Origin of the sequence: Niallia sp. MER 6 (assembly GCF_023714395.1) — a bacterium.
Classification (GTDB): Bacteria; Bacillota; Bacilli; order Bacillales; family Cytobacillaceae; genus Niallia.
The window spans coordinates 166458-193433 of sequence record NZ_JAMAUK010000006.1; the positions used below are offsets into that span (position 1 = coordinate 166458).

28 protein-coding genes are annotated in these 26976 nt (G+C 36.1%); 4 read left to right on the forward strand and 24 right to left on the reverse strand.

Annotation, left to right across the window (positions count from 1 at the left end):
* Positions 1 to 144 precede the first annotated feature (144 nt).
* From M3600_RS10780 to M3600_RS10790, 3 genes are all read right to left on the reverse strand, one after another.
* The gene (locus M3600_RS10780) at positions 145 to 624 is read right to left on the reverse strand and encodes a DUF2628 domain-containing protein (RefSeq protein WP_251645900.1); all 480 of its coding nucleotides are present in this window, start codon (positions 622 to 624) and stop codon (positions 145 to 147) included.
* A 141-nt stretch (positions 625 to 765) separates the two neighbouring features.
* The gene (locus M3600_RS10785; RefSeq protein ID WP_251645902.1) at positions 766 to 1245 is read right to left on the reverse strand and encodes a hypothetical protein; all 480 of its coding nucleotides are present in this window, start codon (positions 1243 to 1245) and stop codon (positions 766 to 768) included.
* A gap of 35 nt (positions 1246 to 1280) precedes the next feature.
* On the reverse strand, positions 1281 to 2171 hold the full coding sequence (locus tag M3600_RS10790; RefSeq protein ID WP_251645904.1) for a helix-turn-helix transcriptional regulator: 891 nt from the start codon (positions 2169 to 2171) through the stop codon (positions 1281 to 1283).
* Positions 2172 to 2359: 188 nt separating this feature from the next.
* Between M3600_RS10790 and M3600_RS10795 the strand changes: the two genes are divergently transcribed.
* The gene (locus M3600_RS10795; protein ID WP_251645906.1) at positions 2360 to 2767 is read left to right on the forward strand and encodes a hypothetical protein; all 408 of its coding nucleotides are present in this window, start codon (positions 2360 to 2362) and stop codon (positions 2765 to 2767) included.
* Between the two features lie 32 nt (positions 2768 to 2799).
* Here the strand turns inward: M3600_RS10795 and M3600_RS10800 are convergent, their stop codons facing one another.
* The 8 genes from M3600_RS10800 to M3600_RS10835 all read right to left on the reverse strand — a co-directional run bounded on the left by M3600_RS10800 (position 2800) and on the right by M3600_RS10835 (position 11946).
* Positions 2800 to 3636: a Cof-type HAD-IIB family hydrolase gene (locus M3600_RS10800; RefSeq protein WP_251645908.1), complete on the reverse strand. Its 837-nt coding sequence runs from the start codon at positions 3634 to 3636 to the stop codon at positions 2800 to 2802.
* Between the two features lie 102 nt (positions 3637 to 3738).
* Positions 3739 to 4500, reverse strand: coding sequence for an alpha/beta fold hydrolase (locus M3600_RS10805; RefSeq protein WP_251645910.1), 762 nt, complete (start codon positions 4498 to 4500; stop codon positions 3739 to 3741).
* Positions 4501 to 4698: 198 nt separating this feature from the next.
* Positions 4699 to 5757, reverse strand: a complete 1059-nt coding sequence (locus tag M3600_RS10810) for a PrsW family glutamic-type intramembrane protease (RefSeq protein ID WP_251645912.1) — start codon at positions 5755 to 5757, stop codon at positions 4699 to 4701.
* 207 nt (positions 5758 to 5964) lie between these two features.
* Complete coding sequence (locus M3600_RS10815) at positions 5965 to 7656, reverse strand: DUF6044 family protein (protein WP_251645914.1); 1692 nt, start codon at positions 7654 to 7656, stop codon at positions 5965 to 5967.
* A gap of 152 nt (positions 7657 to 7808) precedes the next feature.
* Positions 7809 to 8627, reverse strand: a complete 819-nt coding sequence (locus M3600_RS10820) for an ABC transporter permease (RefSeq protein ID WP_233315316.1) — start codon at positions 8625 to 8627, stop codon at positions 7809 to 7811.
* 12 nt (positions 8628 to 8639) lie between these two features.
* Positions 8640 to 9410, reverse strand: a complete 771-nt coding sequence (locus M3600_RS10825; protein ID WP_396953804.1) for an ABC transporter ATP-binding protein — start codon at positions 9408 to 9410, stop codon at positions 8640 to 8642.
* Between the two features lie 70 nt (positions 9411 to 9480).
* Positions 9481 to 10482, reverse strand: a complete 1002-nt coding sequence (locus M3600_RS10830) for an ABC transporter substrate-binding protein (protein ID WP_237942671.1) — start codon at positions 10480 to 10482, stop codon at positions 9481 to 9483.
* Positions 10483 to 10509: 27 nt separating this feature from the next.
* A complete protein-coding gene (locus M3600_RS10835) occupies positions 10510 to 11946 on the reverse strand; it encodes an aryl-sulfate sulfotransferase (RefSeq protein WP_233315318.1) in 1437 nt (478 codons plus the stop codon).
* Positions 11947 to 12347: 401 nt separating this feature from the next.
* Between M3600_RS10835 and M3600_RS10840 the strand changes: the two genes are divergently transcribed.
* On the forward strand, positions 12348 to 12704 hold the full coding sequence (locus M3600_RS10840) for a hypothetical protein (RefSeq protein WP_233315319.1): 357 nt from the start codon (positions 12348 to 12350) through the stop codon (positions 12702 to 12704).
* Between the two features lie 205 nt (positions 12705 to 12909).
* On the opposite strand, the gene M3600_RS10845 is transcribed toward M3600_RS10840, so the two are convergent.
* The 6 genes from M3600_RS10845 to M3600_RS10870 form a co-directional block, all read right to left on the reverse strand.
* The gene (locus M3600_RS10845) at positions 12910 to 13926 is read right to left on the reverse strand and encodes a 2,3-butanediol dehydrogenase (protein WP_233315320.1); all 1017 of its coding nucleotides are present in this window, start codon (positions 13924 to 13926) and stop codon (positions 12910 to 12912) included.
* A 321-nt stretch (positions 13927 to 14247) separates the two neighbouring features.
* Complete coding sequence (locus M3600_RS28925; RefSeq protein ID WP_233315321.1) at positions 14248 to 15075, reverse strand: methyl-accepting chemotaxis protein; 828 nt, start codon at positions 15073 to 15075, stop codon at positions 14248 to 14250.
* Positions 15076 to 15086: 11 nt separating this feature from the next.
* On the reverse strand, positions 15087 to 15923 hold the full coding sequence (locus M3600_RS28930; protein ID WP_285854774.1) for a methyl-accepting chemotaxis protein: 837 nt from the start codon (positions 15921 to 15923) through the stop codon (positions 15087 to 15089).
* Between the two features lie 360 nt (positions 15924 to 16283).
* The gene (locus tag M3600_RS10860; protein ID WP_237942668.1) at positions 16284 to 16595 is read right to left on the reverse strand and encodes an RICIN domain-containing protein; all 312 of its coding nucleotides are present in this window, start codon (positions 16593 to 16595) and stop codon (positions 16284 to 16286) included.
* Positions 16596 to 17106: 511 nt separating this feature from the next.
* Positions 17107 to 17625, reverse strand: coding sequence for an NUDIX hydrolase (locus M3600_RS10865; RefSeq protein WP_237942666.1), 519 nt, complete (start codon positions 17623 to 17625; stop codon positions 17107 to 17109).
* Between the two features lie 246 nt (positions 17626 to 17871).
* Entirely contained in the window at positions 17872 to 18414 is a 543-nt protein-coding gene (locus tag M3600_RS10870; RefSeq protein WP_251645916.1) for a GNAT family N-acetyltransferase, read from the reverse strand.
* Positions 18415 to 19297: 883 nt separating this feature from the next.
* Between M3600_RS10870 and M3600_RS10875 the strand changes: the two genes are divergently transcribed.
* Entirely contained in the window at positions 19298 to 19513 is a 216-nt protein-coding gene (locus tag M3600_RS10875) for a hypothetical protein (protein ID WP_237942662.1), read from the forward strand.
* A gap of 138 nt (positions 19514 to 19651) precedes the next feature.
* Here the strand turns inward: M3600_RS10875 and M3600_RS10880 are convergent, their stop codons facing one another.
* The 6 genes from M3600_RS10880 to M3600_RS10905 form a co-directional block, all read right to left on the reverse strand.
* Entirely contained in the window at positions 19652 to 20872 is a 1221-nt protein-coding gene (locus M3600_RS10880) for an MFS transporter (protein WP_251645918.1), read from the reverse strand.
* 405 nt (positions 20873 to 21277) lie between these two features.
* Positions 21278 to 21748, reverse strand: a complete 471-nt coding sequence (locus tag M3600_RS10885) for a hypothetical protein (protein ID WP_248574493.1) — start codon at positions 21746 to 21748, stop codon at positions 21278 to 21280.
* Between the two features lie 399 nt (positions 21749 to 22147).
* The gene (locus M3600_RS10890) at positions 22148 to 22678 is read right to left on the reverse strand and encodes an SMI1/KNR4 family protein (RefSeq protein WP_237942655.1); all 531 of its coding nucleotides are present in this window, start codon (positions 22676 to 22678) and stop codon (positions 22148 to 22150) included.
* An 88-nt stretch (positions 22679 to 22766) separates the two neighbouring features.
* The gene (locus tag M3600_RS10895) at positions 22767 to 23681 is read right to left on the reverse strand and encodes a tetratricopeptide repeat protein (RefSeq protein WP_237942653.1); all 915 of its coding nucleotides are present in this window, start codon (positions 23679 to 23681) and stop codon (positions 22767 to 22769) included.
* A gap of 100 nt (positions 23682 to 23781) precedes the next feature.
* A complete protein-coding gene (locus tag M3600_RS10900) occupies positions 23782 to 24696 on the reverse strand; it encodes an iron-hydroxamate ABC transporter substrate-binding protein (protein ID WP_237942651.1) in 915 nt (304 codons plus the stop codon).
* Between the two features lie 245 nt (positions 24697 to 24941).
* Positions 24942 to 25604, reverse strand: a complete 663-nt coding sequence (locus tag M3600_RS10905; RefSeq protein WP_233315329.1) for a serine/threonine protein kinase — start codon at positions 25602 to 25604, stop codon at positions 24942 to 24944.
* 203 nt (positions 25605 to 25807) lie between these two features.
* Between M3600_RS10905 and M3600_RS10910 the strand changes: the two genes are divergently transcribed.
* On the forward strand, positions 25808 to 26356 hold the full coding sequence (locus M3600_RS10910) for a flavodoxin family protein (RefSeq protein ID WP_251645919.1): 549 nt from the start codon (positions 25808 to 25810) through the stop codon (positions 26354 to 26356).
* A 39-nt stretch (positions 26357 to 26395) separates the two neighbouring features.
* On the opposite strand, the gene M3600_RS10915 is transcribed toward M3600_RS10910, so the two are convergent.
* Positions 26396 to 26926: a dihydrofolate reductase family protein gene (locus tag M3600_RS10915; protein ID WP_251645920.1), complete on the reverse strand. Its 531-nt coding sequence runs from the start codon at positions 26924 to 26926 to the stop codon at positions 26396 to 26398.
* Positions 26927 to 26976 lie beyond the last annotated feature (50 nt).

Consider the following 26976-nt stretch of genomic DNA (forward strand, 5'->3'; position numbering starts at 1 on the left):
TACAGTGTGAATTTATCGCTAATAAACGTATAGTTTTTGAAAATGTTGTATATTTTTGTATTTTTTCGGCGAAAGATGAAACCTGTCTGTATACGTTCATTTGTGAAAATAAAAATAGAAGCCTGCAGCTGCAAGCTTCTATCATTAAATCAGAATTTGAACTACTGACCCTAAAATTATGGTAGCAAGCACATACACGAATACTGCGGCAACGCTTGTCCCTCCTAGTTGGGATAATTCCTTTTTGTGTTTCTCTGTGCTTACGTTTTTTTGGGCTGCTACTGCTTTTTTTGCTTTTTCTAAGTAAAAATAGTTAACAAAAACCGTTAATCCTAACCAAATAATCATATCAACGAGTCCAATTGCCGATAGCTCGTCACCAATTATATTAACAATAAGCTCTAAAATAAAATAAGCTGCCAAATACCCGTATGAAAGCCTATACATTTTGCGATAGGACATCCAAAATGGACCAAAAAAGAAGCATGCCCAATTCCACGATAATTTGGAACGGCGGTCAGACATGCCATACCATCTTTTTTTATAACTGCTTTCATATTTCGCTCCAACGAATGATTGCAAATCTTCTTTCGTAGTTGCGTCTAATTCTGCCAGAAATGCCAAAGATTTCCCCTCTTTCCTCTCTTATGTATAATCAAAATATTTACTAGTCTTTCTACCCTATTATAATATAAATTTCCTATTGAAGCGCTTTTCAAGTATAACAAAATAAAATAAAAAAGAAGCCTGTACGGCTTCCATTATTTATACTATATCGTCAGGGCCCCATATCGCCAGTTCATCACCAGGGCATGCAACAATTTCCCAATACTCACCATCACTGTCTCCAAAAAAACCTGCTTGCCAAGACTCATACATATTATCATGACCACATATGAACAAAACCTCTCCAGTCTCAAATGTCAGCAGCAAATGAGGAATTTCATCATGTAAGGAAACATCTGCTATTTTCATCAAGCTAAGTTCACAAAGGATTTTACATGCATCTTTGGCGTTTCGTTTTGGCAAGTCATCAAGGACAGGAAGTGTGTCAGCCTTAGATTGGAGGATGGCAAACTCGCTTTCAATTGTAATATAAATCTGGCCATCACCCAATCGTTTCGAATTCGTTTCACTTTCTGTGAGAAGGAGCTTTGGACCGTAAAAGCTAATCCCTTCTACTGTTGCGCCAATACATAAATATTTCAGCAGTTTCTCAGCACTTAACTTATCTTCTTTGTTCATATGTGTACACCCTCTCTCCTTACATCATTTTATCATTAGTGTTCGATCCATTCCTCAAAGGATAAGTTTACAGGCTCATCTAACAGTTCTTCTGTAAAATCCATGTTTGTAGTAGGAGTATGTTCATCTACCTCTTCAAATCTAATTCCATCTACCCAAACACTGCCATTCCCTGAAAGTAAAACACCAAAGGCAATTACTGCACTGTTTTTTGGAATATCTAGTACGATGGAGTAGTGATTCCATTCCGTGTCGCCAGTAATCGGTCGATTGCTCATATTATCAAACTGTAAAACATCGCCAAGCCTATCATCGATTCGCATCCATAGACCACAGGATATATCAACATCCTTCGTTTTAATAAAACCAGTCAGCTTTAATCTTTTGTTAAGATATTTATCTGCTTTAAACTGCTGCATCATGGTTGCAAAATCTTGTGAGGCAGAAGGCTGAATTGCTTTCAAACAGCCTGACGCTTTGCCTTTGTGAACATTTTTCCTGTCGATCGCCATTTCATAATGAAAAGGGTTTGATCCGCTTAAATTCCAGCCTTTTAATAATTGACTATCTTTCATGGTTATTTCCTCCCTTTGTAGTGTAAGCTTGCTCATGAGTTTCCGATATTGTCCTGGCGGTATTTGATAATATTTTTTAAAGGAGCGTGTAAAGGATTCTTGTGACTCAAAGTGATAGTAAAAGGCAATATCAATTATTTTTTCATCTGTGTAAAGAAGCATATGGGCAGCGTTGGCAAGCCTCCGGTATCGAATATATTCAGAAACGGAGACGCCAATTTCCTTTTGAAAAATGCGATGAAAGTGATATTTTGAAAATCCTGCTTCTTTAGCAAGAATACTTAAAGATAGTGGTTCATGGATGTTCGTTTCAATAAACTCGACTGATTGCCGTATCATTTGACTGTACATCTCTTACCTCCCTATAGATAGAATAGCAAAATCACCAGCCGTTTTTTTGACATTTATTGCTTTTTTCTGAATAAGAAAAAGAAAACAGCTAAAATTAAGAAGACATTATGTTAAGGATTGATACTATGAAGAAAAACAGATGGATTGTTGTTTTAATGGCCGTTTTACCATGGATGTCCCTCCCGCTAATGGGAAAAAACATTTTTAAGAAATATGCATTAGCAGCGCTTACGATGAGTACATACCTTGTACTTGAAGGGAGATTTGCTGAAAAAAGAAAATGGTGGTGGTTTCCTTATAATGTAAGACCAAATGTATTAGCAGAGTTACCTTTAATATTTGGACCATTTTTCATTGGCTCCATCTGGATTTTAAAATACACATTTGGAAAGTTTAAGCTTTATTTTTTAGTGAATCTTATAATAGATTCCCTGTTTACATATATAGGGATGGATTTGTTCAAAAAAGTTGGTTATGTAAGCTTAGTCAGATTAACTAAATTTCAATTATCTGTTGTTTTCTTAATAAAAACCTTTTTGTTGTATGGATCTCAGCTACTTTACGGAAGCCTGTCTAATCATTTTAAAAAGAACTAAGGAGCAAAGCAATGCTTTGCTCCATGTTCTCTTTATAGCAATCCGTATTTCTTAAAACTGTTATAAATACCATGTTCATCATGAGTATCTGTTATATCATCGGCTGCAAGTTTCACTGGTTCTTTAGCATTACCCATTGCGATACCGTATTGAACGTATTCAAGCATTTCTAAATCATTTAGGCCATCGCCATATGCAAATGTGTTTTGTTTGTCAATCTTCAAATGATTTATGAGTATCTCAATTGCCGTAGCTTTATGAATGCCAGGAACCGATAATTCCCCGCTGTTTTCACCAAAGATTGGGACTGTACTTGAAATGACCGTAAACTTAGATTCAAATTCTCTGCTGATCTCTGATATAGGCACATCCGAACCTAAAAATGATATTTTATTTATATCATCTCTAATTGGATTTTCTCCTTCTATCAGGCAGTCATGAAATGGCTGCAATCCTTTCTCCACTTCTTCTCTTGCATGTGGATTTTCCATTAAGAAGTTATCAATAATCTTCCGTATATGAGCTTTGCAGTTTTTACTTGCAAATAAGCCGCCATTTGACTCTAAATAATAATCAATTCCATGCTCATCGAAATAGGCTACAAGATGCTCTACATCCTCTGTACTAACTCTTTCATGCAGCAATACTTCTTCGTCTATTTCAATATATCCGCCGGCTGCCCCAATAATGCCGTCGAAGCCGACTTCTAGTATTTCCGGAAACAGTTCTGCTTTAGACCGGCCCGTACAAATAAACACTAAATGGCCGTTTTCCCTTGCTTGCCTGACTGCCTGTTTTGCTGAATCTGGAATGATGCCATGATCATTAACCAATGTTCCGTCAATATCCATAAATATGATTTTTTGCATGTGTGCACCTGCCTATTATTCTATTGAAATCGCTTTTAATTTTCAAAATCATTAGCTATGAAATAATAGTAGCAAAAATGGCTAATCAGCACAATGTAATATTTATTCCAGTTTGTCCTTATAATTCTGTACAGCTTCCAAAATGGTAGCTATCACAATCTTGTGGTCTGTCAATTGCGGAAAATGACCGCTGTTTTTGGCTATTATTTGTTTGCTGGTTTTCGCTAATGTCAACAATTCCAGTTGATTTTCTTGTCTTCTTTTTAGTGCTTCCTTTGGGATAAGTCTGTTTGCCTTTCCCCCTGTTATGACATATAACGGGATTTCAGGAAATGAGGGATGCTCGTTAATCTGCTGTATTGTCTTTTTTACAAAATGAACTTCATCGAATTTTTTATGTGCTGACAAAGTATCAAACCTTGACAGCATTTTATTAACTGATTTAACAATCTTTCCATAATGTTCATCCAGCAGCATATCATTCGGATGGCTGGCCTCTAGAAAGACAACTCCGTAAACTTCATCAGGATAGAGCCGTGCATATAAATTGGCATATAAACCGCCGAGGGAATGTCCTACAAGCAAGTATGGCGGCTTTATGTTGAGGACCGCTAAAGCTTCCCTGAGTGTTTCAATTATTGTAATTCCATCTTGATTTTCTTTGGGTTTTTCACTGTCGCCCACACCTAGACGGTTATAAGCAAAGACAGCAGACATTTTAGAGATTTCCTTGATGATCTTCATCCAGCCTTCAATCGGGCCGGAGCCGCCGTTCATTAAAATAATATTCGGCTCTCCTTTTCCAGAAATAGAATATTCTATTATTCCTTTTGAAGTCGGTACCTTTTCTTTTTTTGTCTGCAAGCCAAAAACACCTCACCCTTATCGTTTTGTAAAAGGATTAGAATTGTAAGTTGTATAGTAACTATACGAAACAGAATAAACAAAGTTCCGTAAAATGAATTTTTAATAATTCCTAATTGCTTTGTTTAATAATTTATTAATATATATGAGTGCGTAAAATTATTTGCTTAATAAAACTAAGAAGCAGCGCGCTGCTTCTTAGATCTTTAATTTCATTGTTCCTATCTCTTTTAAGCCTGCACGTATTAACAAAAATACTGCGACCCATGATGCTGCCATCAGGGAGAGCTGTCCATAAGGAAACATCCAAGGAGCGTCAAAATCCCAAAAAGCATGCAATAGCACAACTAAGATAAATAATCGTAAAAACCGGAAGCGCATGAGCATGCTCAGTTTAAATGGCTCGTCTCCCTGCACCCTGCAAAAGGCAGCTCCTGCCAGTGCAGACCAAGCAACATGTCCGCCTGGAGCAAGAATCCCTCTCCATAAAATCGTATAGTACAAATGCGATCCTCCGCCGGAAAGCAAAGCTCTTAACGCATATCCTGCTGTTTCAAATGCTGCAAATCCAACACCGACAGCAGCACCAATAAGCAGTCCATTAAGAATAAACCGGTATTTTCGGTAACGGACAAATGAAATAACTGTGATCGTTTTGGCAAGTTCTTCGACAATTCCAGTTGTTATTGCATTAGACGTATTCCGCAATATATCAAAAAATAATAATGCAACAAGCATCGAAAGAATTCCGCCTAACAAAACAATGTACATAATTCTATAAAAGGCAATATTTTGGGGAGCATTCATCTCCCAAAAGAAAATCAATGTCGTGAATGGAACAGCAAAAGACCCTGTTAAAATCAATCCGGGGATAAAGTTAGCATTTTTAAAATAGCTGACACCTATGTAAAAACCTGCGAATGTAAGAAGAGCGATTATAAATACCCTTGCAAACAGCCACGGTTTAGGCCATGTATCTGTCACTTCCGTAATCTTTGGTGTTGTCAGTGCCGTTCCTACAATAAACAGCCGTTCTGCTTCCAATTCACTATGATCATGAAAAACGCGGGAAAAGATATTATGGAATTTAGGATTAACAGAGCGTTCTCTTTTCGGTACCATGTCTACATAATGGGCAAATTCGTAAAAAAAGCTATTGTCATCACCCATCGTATTGTCCTTGATGAATTTTTCACCACAGTTAATGCAGAACTTCACACCATCTGGATTCGTATACACACATTGTGGACACTTCAAATACCTTCCCCCCTCATACTTATTGGATTCACTACCAAAAAGTATTTACCAAAGCAGGCAGAATTATTTGAAAAGGAGTATTTAGTAAGATATTTAATGTTTATTTTATTTGTACATGGGTAATATAAAACTAATCATGATTTACCGAAAATATATTTCATTACCTTTTGAAGCCTTCCCATTCATTTGGGAAGGCTCTTTTTCTATTTATACGCCTTCTATATCTGTTACCTTGTACAAATATATTTTCCATACTGTATTGTTCGATGTAAATTGACCGTCAAGCTGCAGGTGATTTTCAGCAGCATTCTCAATGGGCACTGCAGAGAAAATATAGCGTCCGCCCATTTCTGCAAAATGTTCCATATTTAATTCTAAGTTCTTAATTTTTTTAGTAGATGTTTTTTCAAACATATAATGTTTGCCCAGCTCAGCTGTGAATATATAGCAGCGCCCGCCCCATTCATCAAAATAAGTCCGAATTGTTTTGTTTTTTGCCAGCTCAGGCTCCATGATTTTCCGAAAACTATGCTTATAGGCTAGCGAATAAAAATTATTATATGTATCAATAGTGTAAAATCCGTTATATTGGGAGACAGCCGGATGCAGCCCAATGCTTGCGACATGATAATCCTCTTTAGGTAAACCAATATGTGCTTCAATATCTGCGAATACATCTTCCGCATAAAACTCTTTAACAGTCGGCTTATCATGATAAATAATTTCATCATTAAAAGCAAACAACAGCAAAATCTGACCGATTAGCAGAAATTTAACTGTCCCTTTCCATTTCGGCGAGCTCTCTATTAGGATTTTCAAACCGAGAGCAAAGCTTACGTAAATGACTAAAGGCCGTAAAAAATGAAACCGGGCAAAATTAAAGGTATCTAAAAACTGAAATCTCTCTGTTAATGGCAACCAGCCTCGATAAAACCAGAAAGCATACCATGCTGAAAGAATAAAGTTGAGAGCAAACAGCCATATAAACAGCCGTTGACTGCGCCACTCTTTGTTTTTAACAATAAGGAGGAGAGAAAGAATGATGGCTGCCAAAACAAACAGCCCATGAACGGTCATGACATGGTTATGTCCGAAGACAAAGTTTTTAACGGTCAGTTTCAGCGAATGAGCAAACGTAAGTCTTGCATGGAAGTACTCGTCCCTGCTTGTCGGTTCCTGCTCGAATAAAAAGGAGTATACAAGCCGGTATTCAACGATTAAAAACACAAAGCTTATATAAGCAATCCCAAGCAGGAAGGGAATATTCAAAGTTTTTTTCCTAATGGCCTCATACAGCCAAAATAAACCGATTGCTGCTAAAAAGAAGAAAAAGCCAAGAACAATACTCGCATAAAATGGCACTAATGTTAATGTGAGATAGTTTTTCCATGACCGCTCCCCATTGCGGATATTTAACAATGCCCATAGTACGAGCGGCATTCCTAATGTACTCAGCATGCCCGACGGCCAAAACGGTGTTAACGCAAAGGCCACAGCTGCCCTAACTGTAATAAAACTAAACTCAGGATTTTTTATAATATGCTTTTTTAAAAGCAAGTACATGCCGATAAAGGCAACAACCCTTGTTATTGCTTGGCTAAGTGTATAAGCAACCATTGTTGGAAAGAATTTATAAAGCCAAACAATCAGCGTAAATTCCGAACCGAAAGCATTGCGTGGAAGCCCATTGATGATTTGCGGTGTAACAGCATCTAAAGTGCCGATGAGCTCACCGCTATTTGCGAGCACTTTATACCATGCCAGATTTGAATCGAGATTATCATGGACCCGAATATGGGCGTTTTCCCCAAGCACAATTAAGGGAGATAAATACAGAGCTAGTAAAATAAAAGCTCCTGCAACTAATTTTTGCTCATGCTTGAGATTTGAAAAGAACAAGTGTATCACCTCAAAATAATCGCTAATGTTATTTTTATCCATAAAAGGATAATTATAACCTACTTATAGATAACGACTTTGTTCTCCTGTTTGTTTCATAAAAATTTACAAAAATACAAAAAGACCTTACAAATTGTAAGGTCACAAATACTTTAAGAAACAATATTATATCTCTTCAAAAACTTCCTGCCTGCCCAAGCAAATATCCGGTCCATTGAAAAGCCCATCAATCCTAAGACCACTAGACCAACAAAAATCCAATCTGTTTGAAAATATAATCGTGCATTCCAGATCATAAAGCCTATCCCTTCATTGGCTGCAACCATTTCGGCGCCAATGATTGCCATGAAGGACGAACCCATCGCAAGCTTTGCCCCTGTAAAGATAAAGGGAATGGCTGCTGGAATGACAACATATCGCAATACTTGCAGATCACTTGCTCCCATGCTTTTAGCAGAACGTATTTTATCCTCAGAGATGGAAAGCACTCCAGTCAGTGTATTAATCGTGACAACAAAAAATGTAGCATACATAATTAAGAATATTTTGGATTGCTCGCCAATCCCAAACCAAAGCATAAATAATGTAATAAATGCAAGCGGCGGGATAAAACGGACAAAATTTATCACTGGTTCAACGAGAGCACGAACGGTTTTATTGCTGCCGATAAATAATCCCAGTGGAATCGCAACAATATTTCCGAGAAGCCAGCCTATCAGGACCCGGACTAAACTGTATGCCATATAAATGAATAAGGACCCATCACTACCAAGTTCGATAGCGCCGCGCAATGTAGCAAGCGGACTTGGTAAAAATTGCGGATCAGAGAAATATGCAGCAATTGTCCAGATGAGCAGCAGCCCTATCCAGGTGATTATCCCTGTTTTTAAAATCTTTCTCCAGTAGGCTTTTACAGGCAGTTTCTTCACTGTTGGCTTTATATTTATTTCCTGCTGAATGGTCGTTTTCATTCTTAATCCTCCCTAGTCAAAATGCGACTGAACTACTTTATAATACTCATTAAAATCAGGACTAGTTATTTCTCGTGGATATGACATGTCGATTTGATAGGATTGAATTATTTTAGAAGAAGGTCCAACTGACATTATTCCAATCCGCTGCCCTAGCATTAGAGCCTCCTGAATATCATGGGTAACAAATATCACTGTTTTATTTGTTTCTGTCCATATTCTAATAAGCTCCTTTTGCATCGTTCTTCTTGTCATTGCATCTAAGGCGCCAAATGGTTCATCCATCAAGAGTATTTGCGGATCATTTGCTAAAACACGTGCCAATTGCACACGCTGTTTCATTCCGCCGGATATTTCCTTAGGAAACTTTTGATTATGCCCTGCTAACCCAGCCAGTTTAATATAATAATTGGCAATTTCTTTTCTTTCTGCAGCAGGAACCTTCTTCATTTTCAACCCAAATTCCACATTTTCTTCTACCGTGAGCCATGGAAAAAGGGCTGAATCAGCTGATTGAAATACAAAGCCTCGATTTTCTTCCTGAGGTGCTGATTGGCTTTGAATCGTCAACTCACCGCTTGACTTCTCAATAAATCCAGCAAGAATATTTAATAAAGTTGATTTTCCGCAGCCGCTTGGACCTAGTAAAATATAAAATTCTCCGCGGTTTATCGTTAAATCAACATTTTCTAATACATAGCTTCCTTGTTCTTGAGTTTCAGAAAATGTTTTTGATAACCCCTTTAAAATAATATTAGGAGCATCTGTTTGAACCATGGTCATTTTATCTACTCCCTTCTTTCTTACAAGGATGATGGTGGATTCACAAGTTGAAACAGAATCCACCTCCCCTTTACTTGCTTTTATAGGTTACTTCTTCAGGTAATGCCTTCTGCAGCGCATCTAACGCCAGCTTATCTTCGATATTATAGTCTTTTTTTAATAGTCCCCTGTCTAGGAGCCATTGTTTCATATCACTTAAGTGCTTAATATCCTCTTCTGTAAAACCAATCGTGTAATTGATATTTTCTAGGTCGCGTAAGGTATCCTCTTTTTTCACTTTCAATTCCTTATAGGCAATTTCTGCTGTTCCATCAGGATTTTCTTTTACATAAGCAATCCCTTCTTTAATGGCTTTCAACAGATTTACGACAGCTTCTTCGTTGTTTTCAACAAATTCTTTATTGGCAACAAGATAACTGCTTGTGGAAATATTGGCTGAGCTCAAATTATCGATGGTATGTACGCCGTCAATCGCTTTTAATTTCTCTAATACTGCTCCGCTTGATAAAACAGCATCAATATCCCCTTTTTTCACGCCCACGATTGCTTCATCAGGTGTGCTGAATGGCACGTATTCAATATCCTTTTCACTTACGCCAATTGTTGCTAGATAATTAGCCCAATGATATTCCGATACTGTTCCTTTTGCGACACCGATGCGTTTTCCTTTTAAATCAGCAGGCGTATCTATTCCTTTTACAGCCACAAACTCAGATTCTTTAATAGTTGCTTCTGTGCTATGACTTAAAGAAGAAATAACAACTAAATCTCCTCTATTTAAGGAATTTAGAAGTACATAATCTGCTGCTAACCCTGTGTCAGTCTGTTCTGTCAGTAATGCATTGATAGTATCAATACCATATGCAAAGTTAGAGATTTTCGGGTCGATATCCAGGTCTGTAAAAAACCCTTCTGCATTTGCCGCCCTAATTTGCAAGGAACCGCCTGCCGCTGTATCAATTCCTATCTTTATAGCGTCCTTGCCTTCACTTCCTGAAGTGGAGCTTGAGCAGCCTGCTAAAAAAACAGATAAGATCAGGCTGAAAGCTGCTAGTTTATATTTTTGCTTCATGAAGAAATTCCCCCCTTTTAAAACTAGTTATTTTATCTCTTGTTCATCAAACCGTGCAACGCAAAGTGCTCCTTCTCCAATTGATGCTGCTCCTTTTACTTCAACCGCGGAATTAATTCCGCTTGGCGCCGCATTTGGCACTCGAAATGTTTCAATCTCCAATGGCTGTATTTCTATTTCTTCTGGTTTCTCAAGCTGTGGAACCCAGCCGTAAGGAACTCTGTATGCTCTGTATACCATATTGGAATTACGAGCATTTTTGAATGGCGAAATATATTCCCAAACAATTTCATGGTCTGCTGTTACTTCAAATATACGGCCGTTGGAGCCCTCTGTTATTAATGTGTTGCCATTTTCTAACCGCTGAGCTGAACTAATATATGGACTGTAGAACCGATAGGAATCTGTAGGAGCTTGATAGTTTGCTTCTTGACCTGTATATTGCCAAACTATTTTTAACGTGATCGGATCTATTTCCAATACGCGGGAATGATCGCGCAAAGCGTTTTTCGTACCGTCTGGAGAACCAGGATTCGGAGCGCCATATCCTCCCCAGCCGCCGTTATCAAACACAAGCAGATTTCCTTCACCAGGCAGCCCTTGCGGAATAATATGAGCATGGTGCTGTCCGATAATCCAGCCAATCTCCTTTAGCTCCTCAGTAGAATAATCTGGTCCGATTTGCCAGACAATCTTACCAGAACGTTTATCCGTTATGCCAATGATATTTGCTTCCCTTGCATCCCAAATGATATTGTCTGGGTGAAATCTTTCATCTCCATTGTCATAATGACGGTTTGGACCTACTGCAGAGATTGAATTTATATGAAGCCAGTCACCAGACTCATTTCCGAAGAATCGGCGGTTTGGCTGTTCATAGATGGTTTTCTTTGCTTCCTCATCAAATTGCAATTCATCAAAATGATCGCTGAATGACCATTCCCAAACAATATTGCCGTTCCAATCCACTTCTAGGATGACATCATCTAACAGCTCAAACTTCGAAATATTCGAGTTGACTACATTACGGTGAGCTAGAATTAACGTATTGCCTTCATCAACTTTCGGCTCCTGCCCTGGCGCGTAATATCCAACAGAACTGCCTTCACGCTGATAGTCATGATGTGCTCTAGCAATCCATCTCCCCTCATAGCCTGGATCCGTAATAAACTCATGTTTATCAAACTTCCAGACAATATTGCCGTCAAAATCTACTTGCGCCAAATCTCCTTCATCCTGAAAACCATGTTGCGGGTCTCTGTTAAAGGTGTGTCCTAATACATAGCCACCAGGGAAAATTTTATTCGGAAAGCCTCTCAAGCCTTTCCACAAGTGGACCTCTCTGCCATTCATATCAATCAATAATGCCCCAAGATCTGGTGCTTGAAAAATAGTGTAGCCGCTCCAAGCTTTAGTAGGTGAATAGATTGTTGCTCCTGTCGGATAAATTGTAGGATGTCCCATATTTACTCTCTCCTTTTCTATTTTTCAAATTGGTTTAATCGGATTAATGCACAAAAATGTCTAATCTCTCTTTTTTTCATACCCCCTACTTCCTTATCGACCGATAAACAATAATAAAAAAAGAGACTCAACAAAATGCAAATGCAGCATTTCATTGAATCTCTAGTGATCTAGTCGATTCTTTATCTATTTGTTTGTTTCTTGAGAATTATCATAACAGGACTTAAAAGGAAGTGTCAACGATTTTTTAACTATTCAGATAAAATTACTAGGTATTCAACCAGCTTTGTTACAGCTGCTGAATTATTGAAAAATCCATGCCTGTCCTAATGTAACTAACCAGCTCATTTTATCTTTGCTGAATAAACTATGTAATGAATAAGGACAAGGAGGGATTTATAATGAGTAGAAGACCGTGGTTCTTCGGAAGAAGCAATAATGGTGGGAATTCAAACCAAAGCAACAACTCTAATTCACGTTCAGGCGACAGCGACAGCCGTTCTGATGCAAATGTAGACTTTGATGTAGATAACGACTTAAGAGTAGACACAGAAGTAGATAACGATAATACTGTCAAAAACCTTGATAAAAACACGAACGTCGCTAAAGTCAACGATTCTGGTAATGCTAAAATCGACTTGAACATTGATGTTCATTCCGATTCCAAAGCTCGTGTCCAATCACGCTCCCGTGCTAATGCGGATGCTGATCAAGACCAAGATAACGAGCAGGACAATGACCAAGATCAAGACAGCTAAAAATCCGCATTACAGAACGAGAATGGCAGCATTCTCGTTCTGTAATGAAAAGATATGTTTTCATTACTGCAACTCTAGGTTTTAACCTTACTTATGGACTGTATTATACTGACAGTTTAGTTTAACAACTCCCACATGGCGAAAAAGGCAATGAAATAACATAATAGTAAAGAAGCGGCAGATAGGCTCTGCCGCTTCTTTTTAATTAGTTCGGACGAACTAAAATTTTGCATTCATTTTTATCATTAATTAGTTTTTCAAACCCGTCTTCCACAATGTTATCTAATGCTATGATACTTGTGATGACTGGCTCAACATTCAATGATCCCTTTGATAACAAATCAATCGCTTGGGCAAAGATGTTATTATAACCGAGCGAAGAATTGATTTTTTTCTCACTGACTACTTGTGTTGTAGGGTGATACTTAACAGGATTTGCAAACACACTTACAATCATAAACTCACCATTTGGTTTGATGCAATCTAGTGATTGGTTGAATGTAGCCTCTACTCCAGCAACGTCAAAGGAAACATCTACTCCCCCATTGGTATGGTTTTGAATAACTTGAACAGCATCCTCTTCCAGCGGATTTATTACTACATCCGCACCCATTTTCAATGCTAGTTTTCTGCGTTCTTCACTAACTTCTGCCACAAAAATCTTACTTGCTCCTGCTGCCCTCAAGCTCTCGGATAACAGCAGCCCGATTGGTCCTGCTCCAAAAAGTGCGACGCTATCGCCAATTTTGAACTTACTTTTTCGAATTGCCTGCAATACAACGGCAAGAGGCTCTACTAAAGCGGCAAATTCAAACTTGAGTGTATCAGGCAATAAAAATACATTTGCTTCTTTCACGACAACATATTCAGCGAAACCGCCATTTTCGTGAATGCCATATGATTTCATATTAGGGCAAATATTATAATTTCCAGTTTTACATGTTTGACACTCACCACATCCCCAAATCGGTTCAATCGCAACTCTGTCGCCAGCTTTAAATTTAGTTACATTATTGCCGACTTCCACAATTTCTCCTGTAAATTCATGGCCTAAAATCATTTTATTTTCTGTTACAAATGTTTTATGTAGATATTCGTGTAAATCTGTCCCACATATACCAGCGAATTTAACTTTAACTTTTACAGTTCCTTCTGTAACTACCGGTTCAGTGACTTCTTCAATTTTTACATCTTTTGAACCGTAATATACTAAAGACTTCATAACATTATCCCCCAATTGTCCGTAACCAGCTGCTATATTAATGACATTCATTGCTGATGGTTCATCTTATCCACTGATTACAATCTCGAATTAAAACTATTCTAACTAATTATATGTAACTTAGTTACTAAAACACAATTATCCTGCTTTTGCGTATTAAAATACTTTTCTATCGTTCTGCTTAAAACTGCACGCAGAATATCATTTGGCAAGTTATGCTGGATAAAATAGTGCATAAGCAATGCCTAGTATGCGACCAACTAGGTCACATACTAACTAGTAACTAACAAGTGAAATGTCCCTTTGTTTCTATGATTCTGTTCAAGATGTAATATTTTTGATGTATTGTCCGATATCATTGCTTTGTTCATTTAGATTTTGGATATCTTCCATAAACTCAACCATGACACGAGATTGCTCTGCTGATGCAGTGGATACTTCACCAATACTCACTGTCAAATTCTCCATGTTTGTTCGTATTTCTTGAAGAGATTTACCAATCGTACCTACTGCATCCTTTGTTCCAATGGAAAGCTTGCGTATTTCATCTGCCACAACACCGAAGCCTCTCCCAGCATCGCCAGAACGGGCTGCTTCAATGGCAGCATTCAAGCCAAGCAAGTTTGTCTGTGATGAAATATCTTCAATTAATTTAACAACCTTACTAATCTCCTGAGAGTTCTCATTTGCATGAGCTGCTTGACCATTTATATCTGTGCTGGTTGCGGAAAGTTCCTCCGCTTGAGCGGCAACTTGTTGTACTTTTCCCTGCAGACTGCTGACGATCGAGCGTAATTCATCCAAATCTTCATCTAATAGTTCTTCGTCTTTCAATGTTTTGGTAATTTGGAACACACCGACAATCTCACCGTTTTCATCACGAATAGGATTAGCGGAATAGTGCATACCAACGCCATAGCGTTCTTTAGGAATATGTATTTTTATTTTTTCTCCGTTAAGTGCTTGACGCAGGATATCGTTATCTTCCGTAAATGCAAAGTCACCGACTTTAACACTATAATCTAAATCTTTTGACTGGGAGGAAAAGATGAAATTCTCTGTGTCGGTAACGACAACAGCACAATTTTCACCAAGGTTTTTTTTGATTTCAGGTGCTAGTTTAACCAACGCTTGTAGTGTTAAATGCATATTTCCATCTCCTATTCCTGGTTAGTTACTATTTTCATTTTTTCAATTATCTGTTTGCTTTTTGCATCCAAAGCCTGAATTTCATCCATGAATTCAACCATGATAACAGATTGCTCATCTGATGAAGTGGAGACCTCATTAATGCTGAGTGTCAGATTCTCAATGCTGGCACGGATTTCCGTTAAGGATTTACCGATTGTCTTCACTGCTTCCTTCGTATTGTTAGATAGTTTTCTAATCTCATCTGCCACAACACCGAAGCCTCTGCCAGCATCGCCAGAACGAGCTGCTTCAATAGCTGCATTTAATCCAAGAAGATTTGTCTGTGTAGATATTTGTTCAATTAACTGAACTACTTCGCCAATTTGGCGAGAGTTTTGGCTTGCACTTTTTGCTTGGTCGTTAATATCGCTGCTGGTTGCGGAAAGCTCTTCTGCCTGTGCGGCAACATACTGCACCTTGCCTTGCAACGCATCAATTACTTCATTGATTCTGCTAAGCTCTTTATCTAGCTTATCTTGATGCTCCAATGTTCGCGATAAAGATAACAAGCCAACAATTTCATTTGTAACTATATCCCTAATTGGCGTAATAGAAGTCACTACAGGCACACCGAAAATGTTTGCATCTTCTGTTTTAGAAATAATTTGTTCGCCTCTAAGTGCGCGCAGATAAACTTCATGCTCATCCAGTCTTGTTTTTCCTGCTTCAACATCCAAATTCAAGAGCGTTGACGGCGAAAAGTAAACAAACTTCTCCGTATCCAGCACACCCATTGCGGCTGTTGGTCCTAGCGTATCTTTTATAATCGGGGCAATATTGACTACTGCCTGAATAGTAGAATTCATAAAACAAGCTCCTCCATATGTATTTTTCCTTTATATCGGCAATAAGTACTAAATGTGAAGCAATTCACTAAAAAAAGTCTGATTTTGTTATATTTTGTAGAAAATCAGACTTTTTTAGTGAAGGAGATAGTAAAAATGTATGATATATAACTTTTGGCTTTTGCCAATAGCATAATTAGTACTGGGTATGGTAGCTGTTAATGAGTAAACGTTTCCTATTGTTTTAATGTACATTTAAATCACAATCTATATTAATAACAACTCCCTCTTGAACGGAAAAATAAACTATTTACAAAACAAAACAATCAGTTTGCTATTAGCAACTGATTGTTTTAGAGCATTTATTTATATGATATTCCCTTATATCAATGGGTTTTGCTTAATTAATCTCCATTTCTGGCTACTTGAATTCTGTACTGGCATGAGTATAATGGAAGAATTTGATTTATTAGCGGATATGGTTATATACAAGCTAGTTCCTTTTAACCTTATCATGTATGTTTCATCAGATTGTTTAATAAACTCCCAATATTGAAGATTGTCTGTTTTTAATGCCTGCTGCGTTAAAGTAACACCTGATTCAGGCTTTGACGAAGGCTGAAATGTTTTTGATGTATATTCATTTTTCAACTGGTAGCTTTCTTGGTCAACTTGGATAAACTGCCAGGTCATTTCGCATGCTTATATAGTATTATTCTGTTTCCATTCTCAATGCCAGCTTTATATGGTCTAAGATTTTTTCCTGTTCTTACGTTTTGTATGGCGTTGTGTTATTTTTATCCTGATTTGTTTGGTTTGTTGCTATAGTGAATACAGATATTAGTAACCTTTTAGCAACTAATGGAGGGATATATTGGAAAGCAAAAAGGAATTGCCCGCATGCCCAGTAGCCACAACTGTCGGTCTAATAGGCAATAAGTGATAGTCTAAGACCAATTATTAATGTGATGGAAAAATGGGGATTGGAATATAAAACTTTGGTAAACGTAAAAACAAATGAATGACTAACCAATTAAATTATAGCCATAACAACTAGAACAAACTCCTATTAGGTATTTGATCTAGTTGTTGTATTTATATTCTTATACTTTTTAGAGATTCTGATTAAACAGTTACTTGTTGTGAATGTTTTTACTACTTAAAATATCCTGTCCTGTTTGTGGCATAAGAGAAAACGTTTCATTTAAAGACGAATAGAGCCATAATGATGTCGGCTCTCAAAAAGAAACGCAATGATACTTTCATAATAAGGTATAAATTGTTTTAGTTCGATTAGCTTTAAGATTTCCTCTTTAGAAGCCCATTTTGCTGCTTGTACTTCCTCTTTCTGTAATGTCAATTCATTCAAATCAATGTCATATTCAATTAAATAATAATCATCAAAGCCGCGTTCAAAGTTAATAGTAAATTGTGGACGAATCTTTTCAAAGTTATAATGTATCCCCAACTCCTCGAATAACTCTCTTGAAGCAGCCTGCTGACTTGTATCTCCTGCAACCGCACTGCCTCCACATGTAATATCCCAAAGATTCGACCATCCTTGCTTAAAGGGCTGACGTTGCTGAATGAGCATTTCTCCTTTTGTATTAAATATACATACGTGTACTACTAAATGAAACTCGTCTGGTGTCATTTCATCTCCACGATTTATTTGTTTCTCTACTTTACTACGTTGCATATCAAATAAATCCCACTTTTCCATTGCTAAACTCCTTATGTATATATTTATAAAAAGATTCCCAGTTTATTATAAAATTTATTAAATTTTTCACCATTTAGAATAAAGTAATTAAAAACGTTATTACTTAAGTGTCTTTTAAGTACAAGTTTTACTTGCAGTTGAAAGCCCACATAAAACTGAAAATACTCCTTATTAAACCAACTGCCATGATTGTTATATAAAAATGTACTACCTTGAGTACAGGATTTTTATGCCGATAGAGTTACTCTATGAGTTGATGATTCCATAATAAACTACATCTAAATATTGATTGTCCTTCTTAACGTGATCAATGAAAACTCCTTCTTCCCTCATCCCTAGTTTTTGCATAACTCTTCCTGAGGCTGGATTTGTTTTAAAGTAACGAGCAAATACTTTGTGTAAATGTACTTGATTAAATGCAAACCATAAAATTGCATGCGCTGCCTCTGTTGCATATCCATTTCCCCAAAATTTTTCACCAATCCAGTATGCTATTTCACCATTGTTAAACTTTTGATTACTTGATAATCCTATAGCTCCATATAACTCACCATTTTCCTTATCCGTTATTGCAAATTCATAGGACATTTCTTTATTAAAATTTCCAATATGGGTTTTAATCCAAGATTTAGCATCCTCTACTGAATATGGATAAGGTAAATAAAGTGTATTTTTATAAATATTATAGTTATTACAAAGGTTAGCGACATTTACAGCATCAGATTCTTGGAATAATCTAATTACTAACCTTTCAGTAGTAATCATCTTATTGCTTTCTTCATATTTCATAATAAGAGTCCCCCCAAGACGAAATGGTTTCTAATTCCTATAAAGAAAAAGATAATATCTTCCTTTAGATATCGCCTACAAATTTATCTTATCAAGAGGTCTTTTTTCTTTCAAATCGCATTTTCAGTTATTACAGGAATGCTGCCACTGTTTCTTCCATAAAATAGTTGACAGAAATACGGCTACTGATAATAAAAAAGGCGGACCTTTATTCATCATTAAGGTAACGCCCCTTTAATCAGCAACTTTGTAATTAAAGTAAGATATTATAATTAACAACTAATTATTCTTAGACTCTTTTAGATCTTTTTCATCTTTATTAAAGAATAGAAAAGAAATAGCAATCCCATATGCAATCCAAATACTTAGAATAACCAACAAATTATCAACTGTTTTTGTAAGAAAAATTACATTTAATATCATTATTAGGGAGACAAAAATTTTCAATAACAAAGTTATATACCTCTTTCAATTATAAATATGTAGTATATATTTCTCTTCAATAGCCTTTTATCTTCTACACATAAACTGTCATGTTTGTGTTTAATAACAAAAAAGGTTGTGCTTACAACCCCGTTCGTAAAAAAAATTAATATTGTCAATTTAATCTATTTTTATTTAGTAGAGCTTAATTATTCTTTTTATCTCTTGAATTTTTCCACGCTACCGCCCCAAATAAAGCTCCAATAATCAGGATAGTCCACTTTATTACTTTCTTCATCCTTTGCACCCCTTTAATTCCTCTACATATAATACGATTTTAATTTGATGAATGTTTCAATTTTTTGTTATTTATACTTTTATCTATCCTGACCTTTTTCTAGAATAGTGAAACCTTTATATATGTGAGATCGTAAATTGTGTAAGGGAGGTCGAGTATAAAATGAAAATAGAATTAAATTATTTTGATATGGCTGATAATAAATATTTATTTCAAGCACCAATTATCTCAGATGGATTTCAGTTTATTCCTAATGAAGGAGATACCCTTATTCTAGATAATTTTGGATACAAAGTAAGTCAAAGAGAATTCTCCTATGATAATGAAAAAACAAAAATCACCATTTTCTGTGTTCGTGAAAGAAAAAAACGAAATTAACTTTTGATCAATTTCTTATTAAGCTGACCTGCCCCGATTGTTACATAAGCAACGCTCTTTTCTTTATTACAGGAGAAAAATCCGCAAGAAAGAGCCTTGCTCCCTATTGGATTAAGGCTCCTTAAAAACTAAGATAAATTAGGATGCAATATTTTGTTTAGTATTTGAATCAATAAACTTAAAGTAAGGGAGAAGAATTCCTAATAAAGACATGGTACAAATAATAGTCCCTATTATTAAATATAATGGACGAATCCCCCAGAGTTCACCTAAATAGCTGCCTATGAAGACACCTAATGGCATAGTACCTCTAATAATAAAAAGCCGAACCGAGGATACTTTTCCCAGCAAATCATTTGGAACTAATTGCTGAAAAACCGTTATATTATGTACACTAAAAAATGCCATAGATATTCCTGCAATAACCTCAGTAAAAATAGCAAATATGATACTAGAGTTAATACCAAGTGTGATAAATGTTAGACCACCTATTACTAATGCTCCTAACATTAGAACTCTACGGCTTTTATATTTAAATTTTCCAACTAACAATGAGCCTATAACGTATCCTAAGGGGAATCCGGCCATAAAATATCCGTATTCAGAATAACTCCCTGATAATTCCTCTGTTATATAGGGAAGTGTGATAACCATTGTCACTCCTACACCAAATTGAACAAAGGCTAAAAAAATACCTAACCATACTAAAGTTGGCTGTTTGAAAAAATACGATACTCCTTCTATAAATTGTTCAAGCCAAGTTTTCCTTACATTATTTGTGCTTTTTGTCTCTTGGATAAAAAACAAAAGCGAACCACTTGTGATAAGGAGGATACTAACAAATATTAATGTGGGCTTTACACCAAAGTACTCAACGACACCTCCCCCTAAAACTGGAGCTAAAAAGGTCATTAATCTAACAGTGCCGTCAATATAAGCATTCGCTGTACTTAATTGGGCTTTTGATACGATAGTCGGTGTAATTGCTTGATTTGCAGGTGTGTATATAGGAGTTATTAACCCTACAATAATTTGAACTACATAAATATGCCACGGTTCGATATTTCCCAGTATTAAATAAACAATTGGTATAAGAAATATAAGTCCCCTAGTCCATTGAGAGAAAATCATTATCCACTTTCGACTCCATCGATCAATAAATGGGCCAATGAATAATTGTAGAATTAGAGACGGTATAAAATATAGCAGCCACATACTTCCCAATGCAATTGTAGAACCTGTAAGTTGATAAATAAGAACAGAGTTACAAAAAGCACCAAAAGCACCTCCTAATTCAGAGATAGCATTACCAATCCAAACATAAACAAATGAATGATTCTTTAAAATGTTGTTGCTCATTAATTCATTCCACGCTTCCCTCTATATCTCTATTAATTATTAATAAAAAGGTTGAATTCTTTTGATGAAAATTCAACTTTAATTCATTATAGGAAGATCCTTAATATACGAAGTAAACTTCGATATATCACGGTCCGTATACAGGTATTAGTAATATCCCTACAAAAAAACAGCAAGTGAAATTCTTTGGACTATGTGCTACCATTCCATATCCTTAAATAAGGATATATTGATTATTAAAGCAAGAGCACCTATAATAGCAAGAATTTTTTCTAATAGCTGTTTAGACAAGATATCCTCTCCTCTCTCTAAACATATTACCAAAAATTGTAATTCTGTAAAGGTTCCTGCCCAGCCTAGTTAGCGACAAACAAAAAGCTACCGTTTTGGTAGCCAGATTTCCAACTAAATATAGTTTTTAAATGGATGGCGTTCTAAAGATAAAACCAAATTTTTGAATTCACTAATTTCTTCTGTTACCCAGTGATTTCTATCTAGTACGCGTATTACTTTCCTTGAAGCGGATAGTAAAGAATCTTTGAGTTCACTATATAGAAATGTTCCTTTAAAACTATCGTCTACATCATCTTTAAATCTAAAATTCATTTCTACCTCTTCTTCACTTATTTTTTTCACAAGAACTTCTGGTGTCCCATCCATAAAATCCAGTTTATAGGTAGTGCCTATTCTAGAGATATCAACACCTCTAACAGATTTAATCCACCATGATAAGATAATAACCAAAAAATCATCCCACCCTTCATCAGGAAAGTATTGGTGATAATCAATAATAAAATATAGCGTTCCTGTAATGTTTTTACTTCGATTTATTTCTAACGAATCTATATCTACATGAAGGGAAATATGCTGTACCATTTGTTTCATCCTTTTATTTTTTGTTTCCTTTACAATTCGCTAATCTGTATTAAATTCCTTCCTTCTACAAAATGCCAGGTTTATTGAAGAAGGAAAAATACCACTTATTACAAGAATACGGACAGATATTGTAAGACTTTGTCTGAAAAGATAAGGTATCACATTTTCTATTAATTAGGTTATCACTTTAACAGCTCAAAAAAATTCCCTAAATACAAGATCTAAAATTTCCATTTCTAAATAATTTGACTGCGTAAAATTTAATTTGTTTATCTAGCTTCCAAACGGAAATATCTTCTTTCCAGCTCACTATGAGAAATTTAATACTACCCTTCAACTAGATAAAAGGACTACAGATTAACATCTAATAGTCCTTTTAATCCCTGTCAGCATATTAATTTATTCGTCTTCAAACACATCGTCAGTGGTAAGACCTTGAATAAAACTTTCAAAGTCTTTAGCCAACCAAGTGATTTTGTAATCATCTTCTTGATCGATATGTACGACACACGGTTCGCCTTCTGGGCCGCATTCTCGATAATCAAGAAAAACCATATCATGTCCAGCTGATGGACAATCACAAATAGCTATGCCGATATTAGGATATCCCCATTCCTCCATCCAAAATTCAGTGCTATAATCACCACCTAAAGAATTGCTTTTGCTGTATCCTATACCATATATCCCACTTATTGCAATGTGATTTTCAGACCAACTTGTCGGTACTGTAGTAGGGTAACAATCTTTTACTGGAATTCCGCCATTATGTTTTTTCATTAGCCAAATATAAGACGCAGGCAGTTTATATCCTAAGTCTCTTTCAAGTTTAGAAATATCCTCTTCTGTAGGTGAATCAGAAATATATTCCTCTTTAGCATACTCGCTGTCATCCCAAAAACGGTCTAAGTCTACTCCGTTAAAATAGCTCATTTCTATTCCTCCATTATTTAATCTATGTCTATTCCTTGTGTATTGTCATATAAAATTAAATTCTTTCATTGATTACCCAATAACAGTTCTAGTCATTATATTCTGGATGTCCATGACGCTCGCAACCGAATAAATAACATGCTTTTTCGACTTGCGGCGCATATTCCATTGGCTCTTTAATGCCGTTTATTGCCTGCTCGAGCATTTGTTCATATAGCTTAATGTGCATTTGGATTTCTTCCATATCTTCTTTTTTGTCTTCCTCTGTCCAGGTTTCATCGCATTCTTCTTCATAACTTTCTTGGAGCTCGATTTGCTTATCCTTTATCAAGTTATCCAATACTCTTCTTGCCTTCTCCCTCTCACCTGTTTGAATAAGACAATAGGTGTAGCGGCTGACCCAATTGGGCTCTTTCCAATAACTTGCCCATCCTTTTTCAAACCAAAAGTTTGCCTTATGATTGGCATTTATTTCTGCATATAAATCTGCCAAGTCTACTGCACCGACAAAATCTCCCTCCTTATCGGAGAAGGTATCTAGTATGCTCTCCGCCTCTTCATATCTCTCTAAATCAGCAAGGCATTTCACGTAACTATACATTGTGTATTCAGAAGGTTTTGAGGCATGAAAAAAACATTGCAACGCTTTGCTTTTTTCGTCTTTATGATAATACGCTACACCAAGATTATTGTAAGCTTCTAAAGTTGGCTCTAATTCAATCGCCTTTATTAAAATGGGAATGGCGGAATCCCAATCTGCTATTGTTATGTATATTTCACCTAATAGATTGTATGGAAAATGGGAACTTGGAGTACTAGCAATCACTTCTTTTAGAAGTGGAATTGCAGCCTGGGTATTCTCTTCTTCTCTATATAGCATCCAAGCGAAGTTATTTAAAGATTGCACGCCTCTATTATTCCTTATCTCTTGCTTAAAAATCTCCCATGCTTTATCTAATTCATTGTTTTCATAAAACTTAATCGCCTTTGTGTTTTGACTCATTAAAAAATCCTTTCTGCCGTTATGCTTGTTGTCTAGTATTATAACATTCTCTCCATTAAAAAAAAGAGTGCACTTTTCGTTAAAGTGCACTCTCTACATCTTATTTCAAGAAGTTTTCTTTAAAGAAATCTAATTGGTAATCTAAAGAAATTGGATCATTAAAGATAAACTCATATGCATTAGCTTCTAATACATGGTTGTTTTTTACTGCAGGAATATTTTTATATACATCTGTTTCCTGGTAAGAGTTATCTTGGTCATTATATTTGCTTATTACAAGATAATCACCAACATATTCTGGAAGGACTTCAGAAGACAGCGTGTAGTAGCCTTCTTTTTCCGTCATTTCTTTTACTTTTTCAGGCATTTTTAAGCCCATTGCTTGATAAAGAATTTCTGTTCCGCGGCCCCAGCTGTCACCAAGGATATACATGCTTTTATCATAGCTTTCCAATACGGTAACAGTAGCATCTTCGCCGATTTTCGCTTTAATTTCCTCGCCGGCAGCTTTTGCACGAGCTTTGAAATCATCAATCCATGCTTGTGCTTCTTTCTCTTTATTCAAGAGCTTGCCGATTTCTAAATGCTGCGTTAAGTAGTCCACTTTGTTATAAGTATATGTTACAGTCGGAGCGATTTTTCCAAGCTTATCAATGTTTTTAGTTGTGCTTGCTGCGATAATTAAGTCTGGTTGCAGCTCAGCAATTTTTTCGATATTCTCTTCGGAAACCACTTCCACATCCTTCAATTCGTCTGCATAACGTGGATTCGTCATCGACCATGAATCTACACCTACAAGATTAACGCCAAGTTTTAAAACATAACCTGCATTTGTTAAAGCAACAACTCTTTGTGGATCTGCTGGAACTTCAATTGGGCCATTTTCTGATTCATATGTGATTGTGGAATCTTCCTCTTTTTTTGTTTCTTCGCCAGATGTTCCTGTTGTCTTATTGCCGCAAGCACTAATAATTAATACAAGAAGAAGAATGAATGGTATAAGTTTTTTGCTCAATGTTTGCTACCCCTTTTAAAATAAAATAGTATGTATATATTTCTGTATTACTAGTTTACCTGTCTAATTCCCTCCTGAACGGATGATAATGAGAATGATAATCATTCTTGAATTAATCATAATCTCGTATCTAATTTCTGTCAATAGATTTTGAGCCTTCAAATTAAAAATTTTGTGACAACTAAAAAGGCCGGTCAAATTGGCCAGCCTTTAAGAGATATAATATAAAATAAAATGAACGGCTTTTATTGGCTTTGCCAATGGAGCCTGCGTCTGATTTTTTTGTAAAACCGATAAGTATGCCTGACAACATCCAGTGCTTTAAAAGGAATTTTTACTGGGTACTTATAAATAGTTTTTTTATATAGTTTATAATATGCCTTCACTAAATCTTCCCATTTTTCATCTTTGCCTTCTTTATAAAAATCCGAGACGTCGACAACATATCCTCTGCCATCCTTCATCATCACGTTTTTTCCGTGGATATCATATGGATTCAGACCACATCTTCTCGCATATTCGAGGGCTTCATTAATATCTTCGATGACAGTTTCCGGTATCCTAATTCCTTTAGCAAAGGCATTATAAAGCGTGATTCCTTTTAGTCTTTTTAAAACTAAATAGTTATCTCCTTCATACACTAGATGAGAGTAGCTCGGATGAATGCCAAGTTTTCTGTATATATCTGCTTCCTTTTTTAGATTTTCTTGTTCTACTACATTGACTTTAACGACGAGATCTGGCTCTGTATCATGCATAAAGACAGCTGCATAATTGCCTACTCCAACACACTTCCATCCAAGTGGTATGCGTTTTACCACGACTGGATTATGCACTTTTTCTCTTTTTAACACTACTTTCTTTAAAAGCTCTGTTTCTATTAAATGAATAAAATTCTTCTTCATCATTCCCCTCCGCTACTTGCTATTTTATCATCTTTTCCTTAGTGTTCCCTTAACTTGAACAGAGAAATTTTTACAAACTGAAAAATAATAATAGAGTAGCTATTTCTATCGAAAGTATTGATTAATTCAATCAAAATATTCAGCTTTCCTTACTATATCTGTCCTCATAAAATAGAGATAGTAATGGAGAGAAGGGAGAATTTATTATGACAGTTGCCGTTATATATGGGGGAAACCGCCCGAATGGAAATACAGAATTGCTGACAGACTTAGTAATTAAAGGGGTCAAGGTCGAAAAAATTTATTTAGGAGATTTCCATATTGAACCAATAATGGATATGCGACACGAAGAAATTGGCTTTCAGGATAGCAAGGACGATTACTATACAGTCATAAACCGTATCCTCCCACATGATACTATTCTATTCGCTACACCTATTTATTGGTACAGCATGACAGGAATCATGAAGAACTTTATTGATCGCTGGTCCCAAATGCTAAGAGATGCTAACTACCCTGATTTTAAAGGGAAAATGGCTTCCAAAAAAGCATACGTCATCGCTGTTGGCGGCGATTCACCTACCATTAAAGGTCTGCCGATGATTCAGCAATTTCAATATATCTTCGATTTCGTCGCTGTTAATTTTGCCGGCTATATTCTTGGTGCTGGCAACAAACCTGGCGATACTTTAACAGACAAAAACGCACTTTATGCTGGAACTGAGCTCAATAAGCAATTATTAGCGAGAGAATAACGAAAAAGTCTGCATCAGTTGCTGCAGACTTTTTTCTATTCATTTCTTTACTTCATATTGTAGTTCAACAAATTGTCCAAAGCTTCGTGTACCTTTCAGCTGAAGGTTCAGCTTATAATTACCAGCTTTAAATAACGGAATGCCGTCTCCGATAACAGTTGGGGAAATTGTCACAATCAGTTCATCAACCAAATTGTTTTCCAAAAAAGCCTGAAGCAGATTACCTCCGCCAACCATCCAAATATTTTTGCCTGCTTCTTTTTTTAATTTGTTCACAAAGAGCAAAATATCCTCTTGTATAAATTGAACATATTCTGTATTCTCTTTAGGGGTTCGAGAGAAGACATAGCAATCCTTTCCTTTATACGGAAAATCACCTTTTTCATAATCCATAATCCACTCATATGTACGATTACCGATCAGAATAGTATCAACTGTTTCATAGAACTCGGAGTAGCCGTTATCCCCTTCTCCCTCTACTTGGAATAACCAGTCTAGTGAATCATCCTTTGTCGCAATATATCCATCTAAGCTTTGAGCAATATATAATACAAGCTTTCTTTCGTTCATTGGGCATCATCCTTCACAAACAAGAATATATGTTCTTGTTTATTATATAC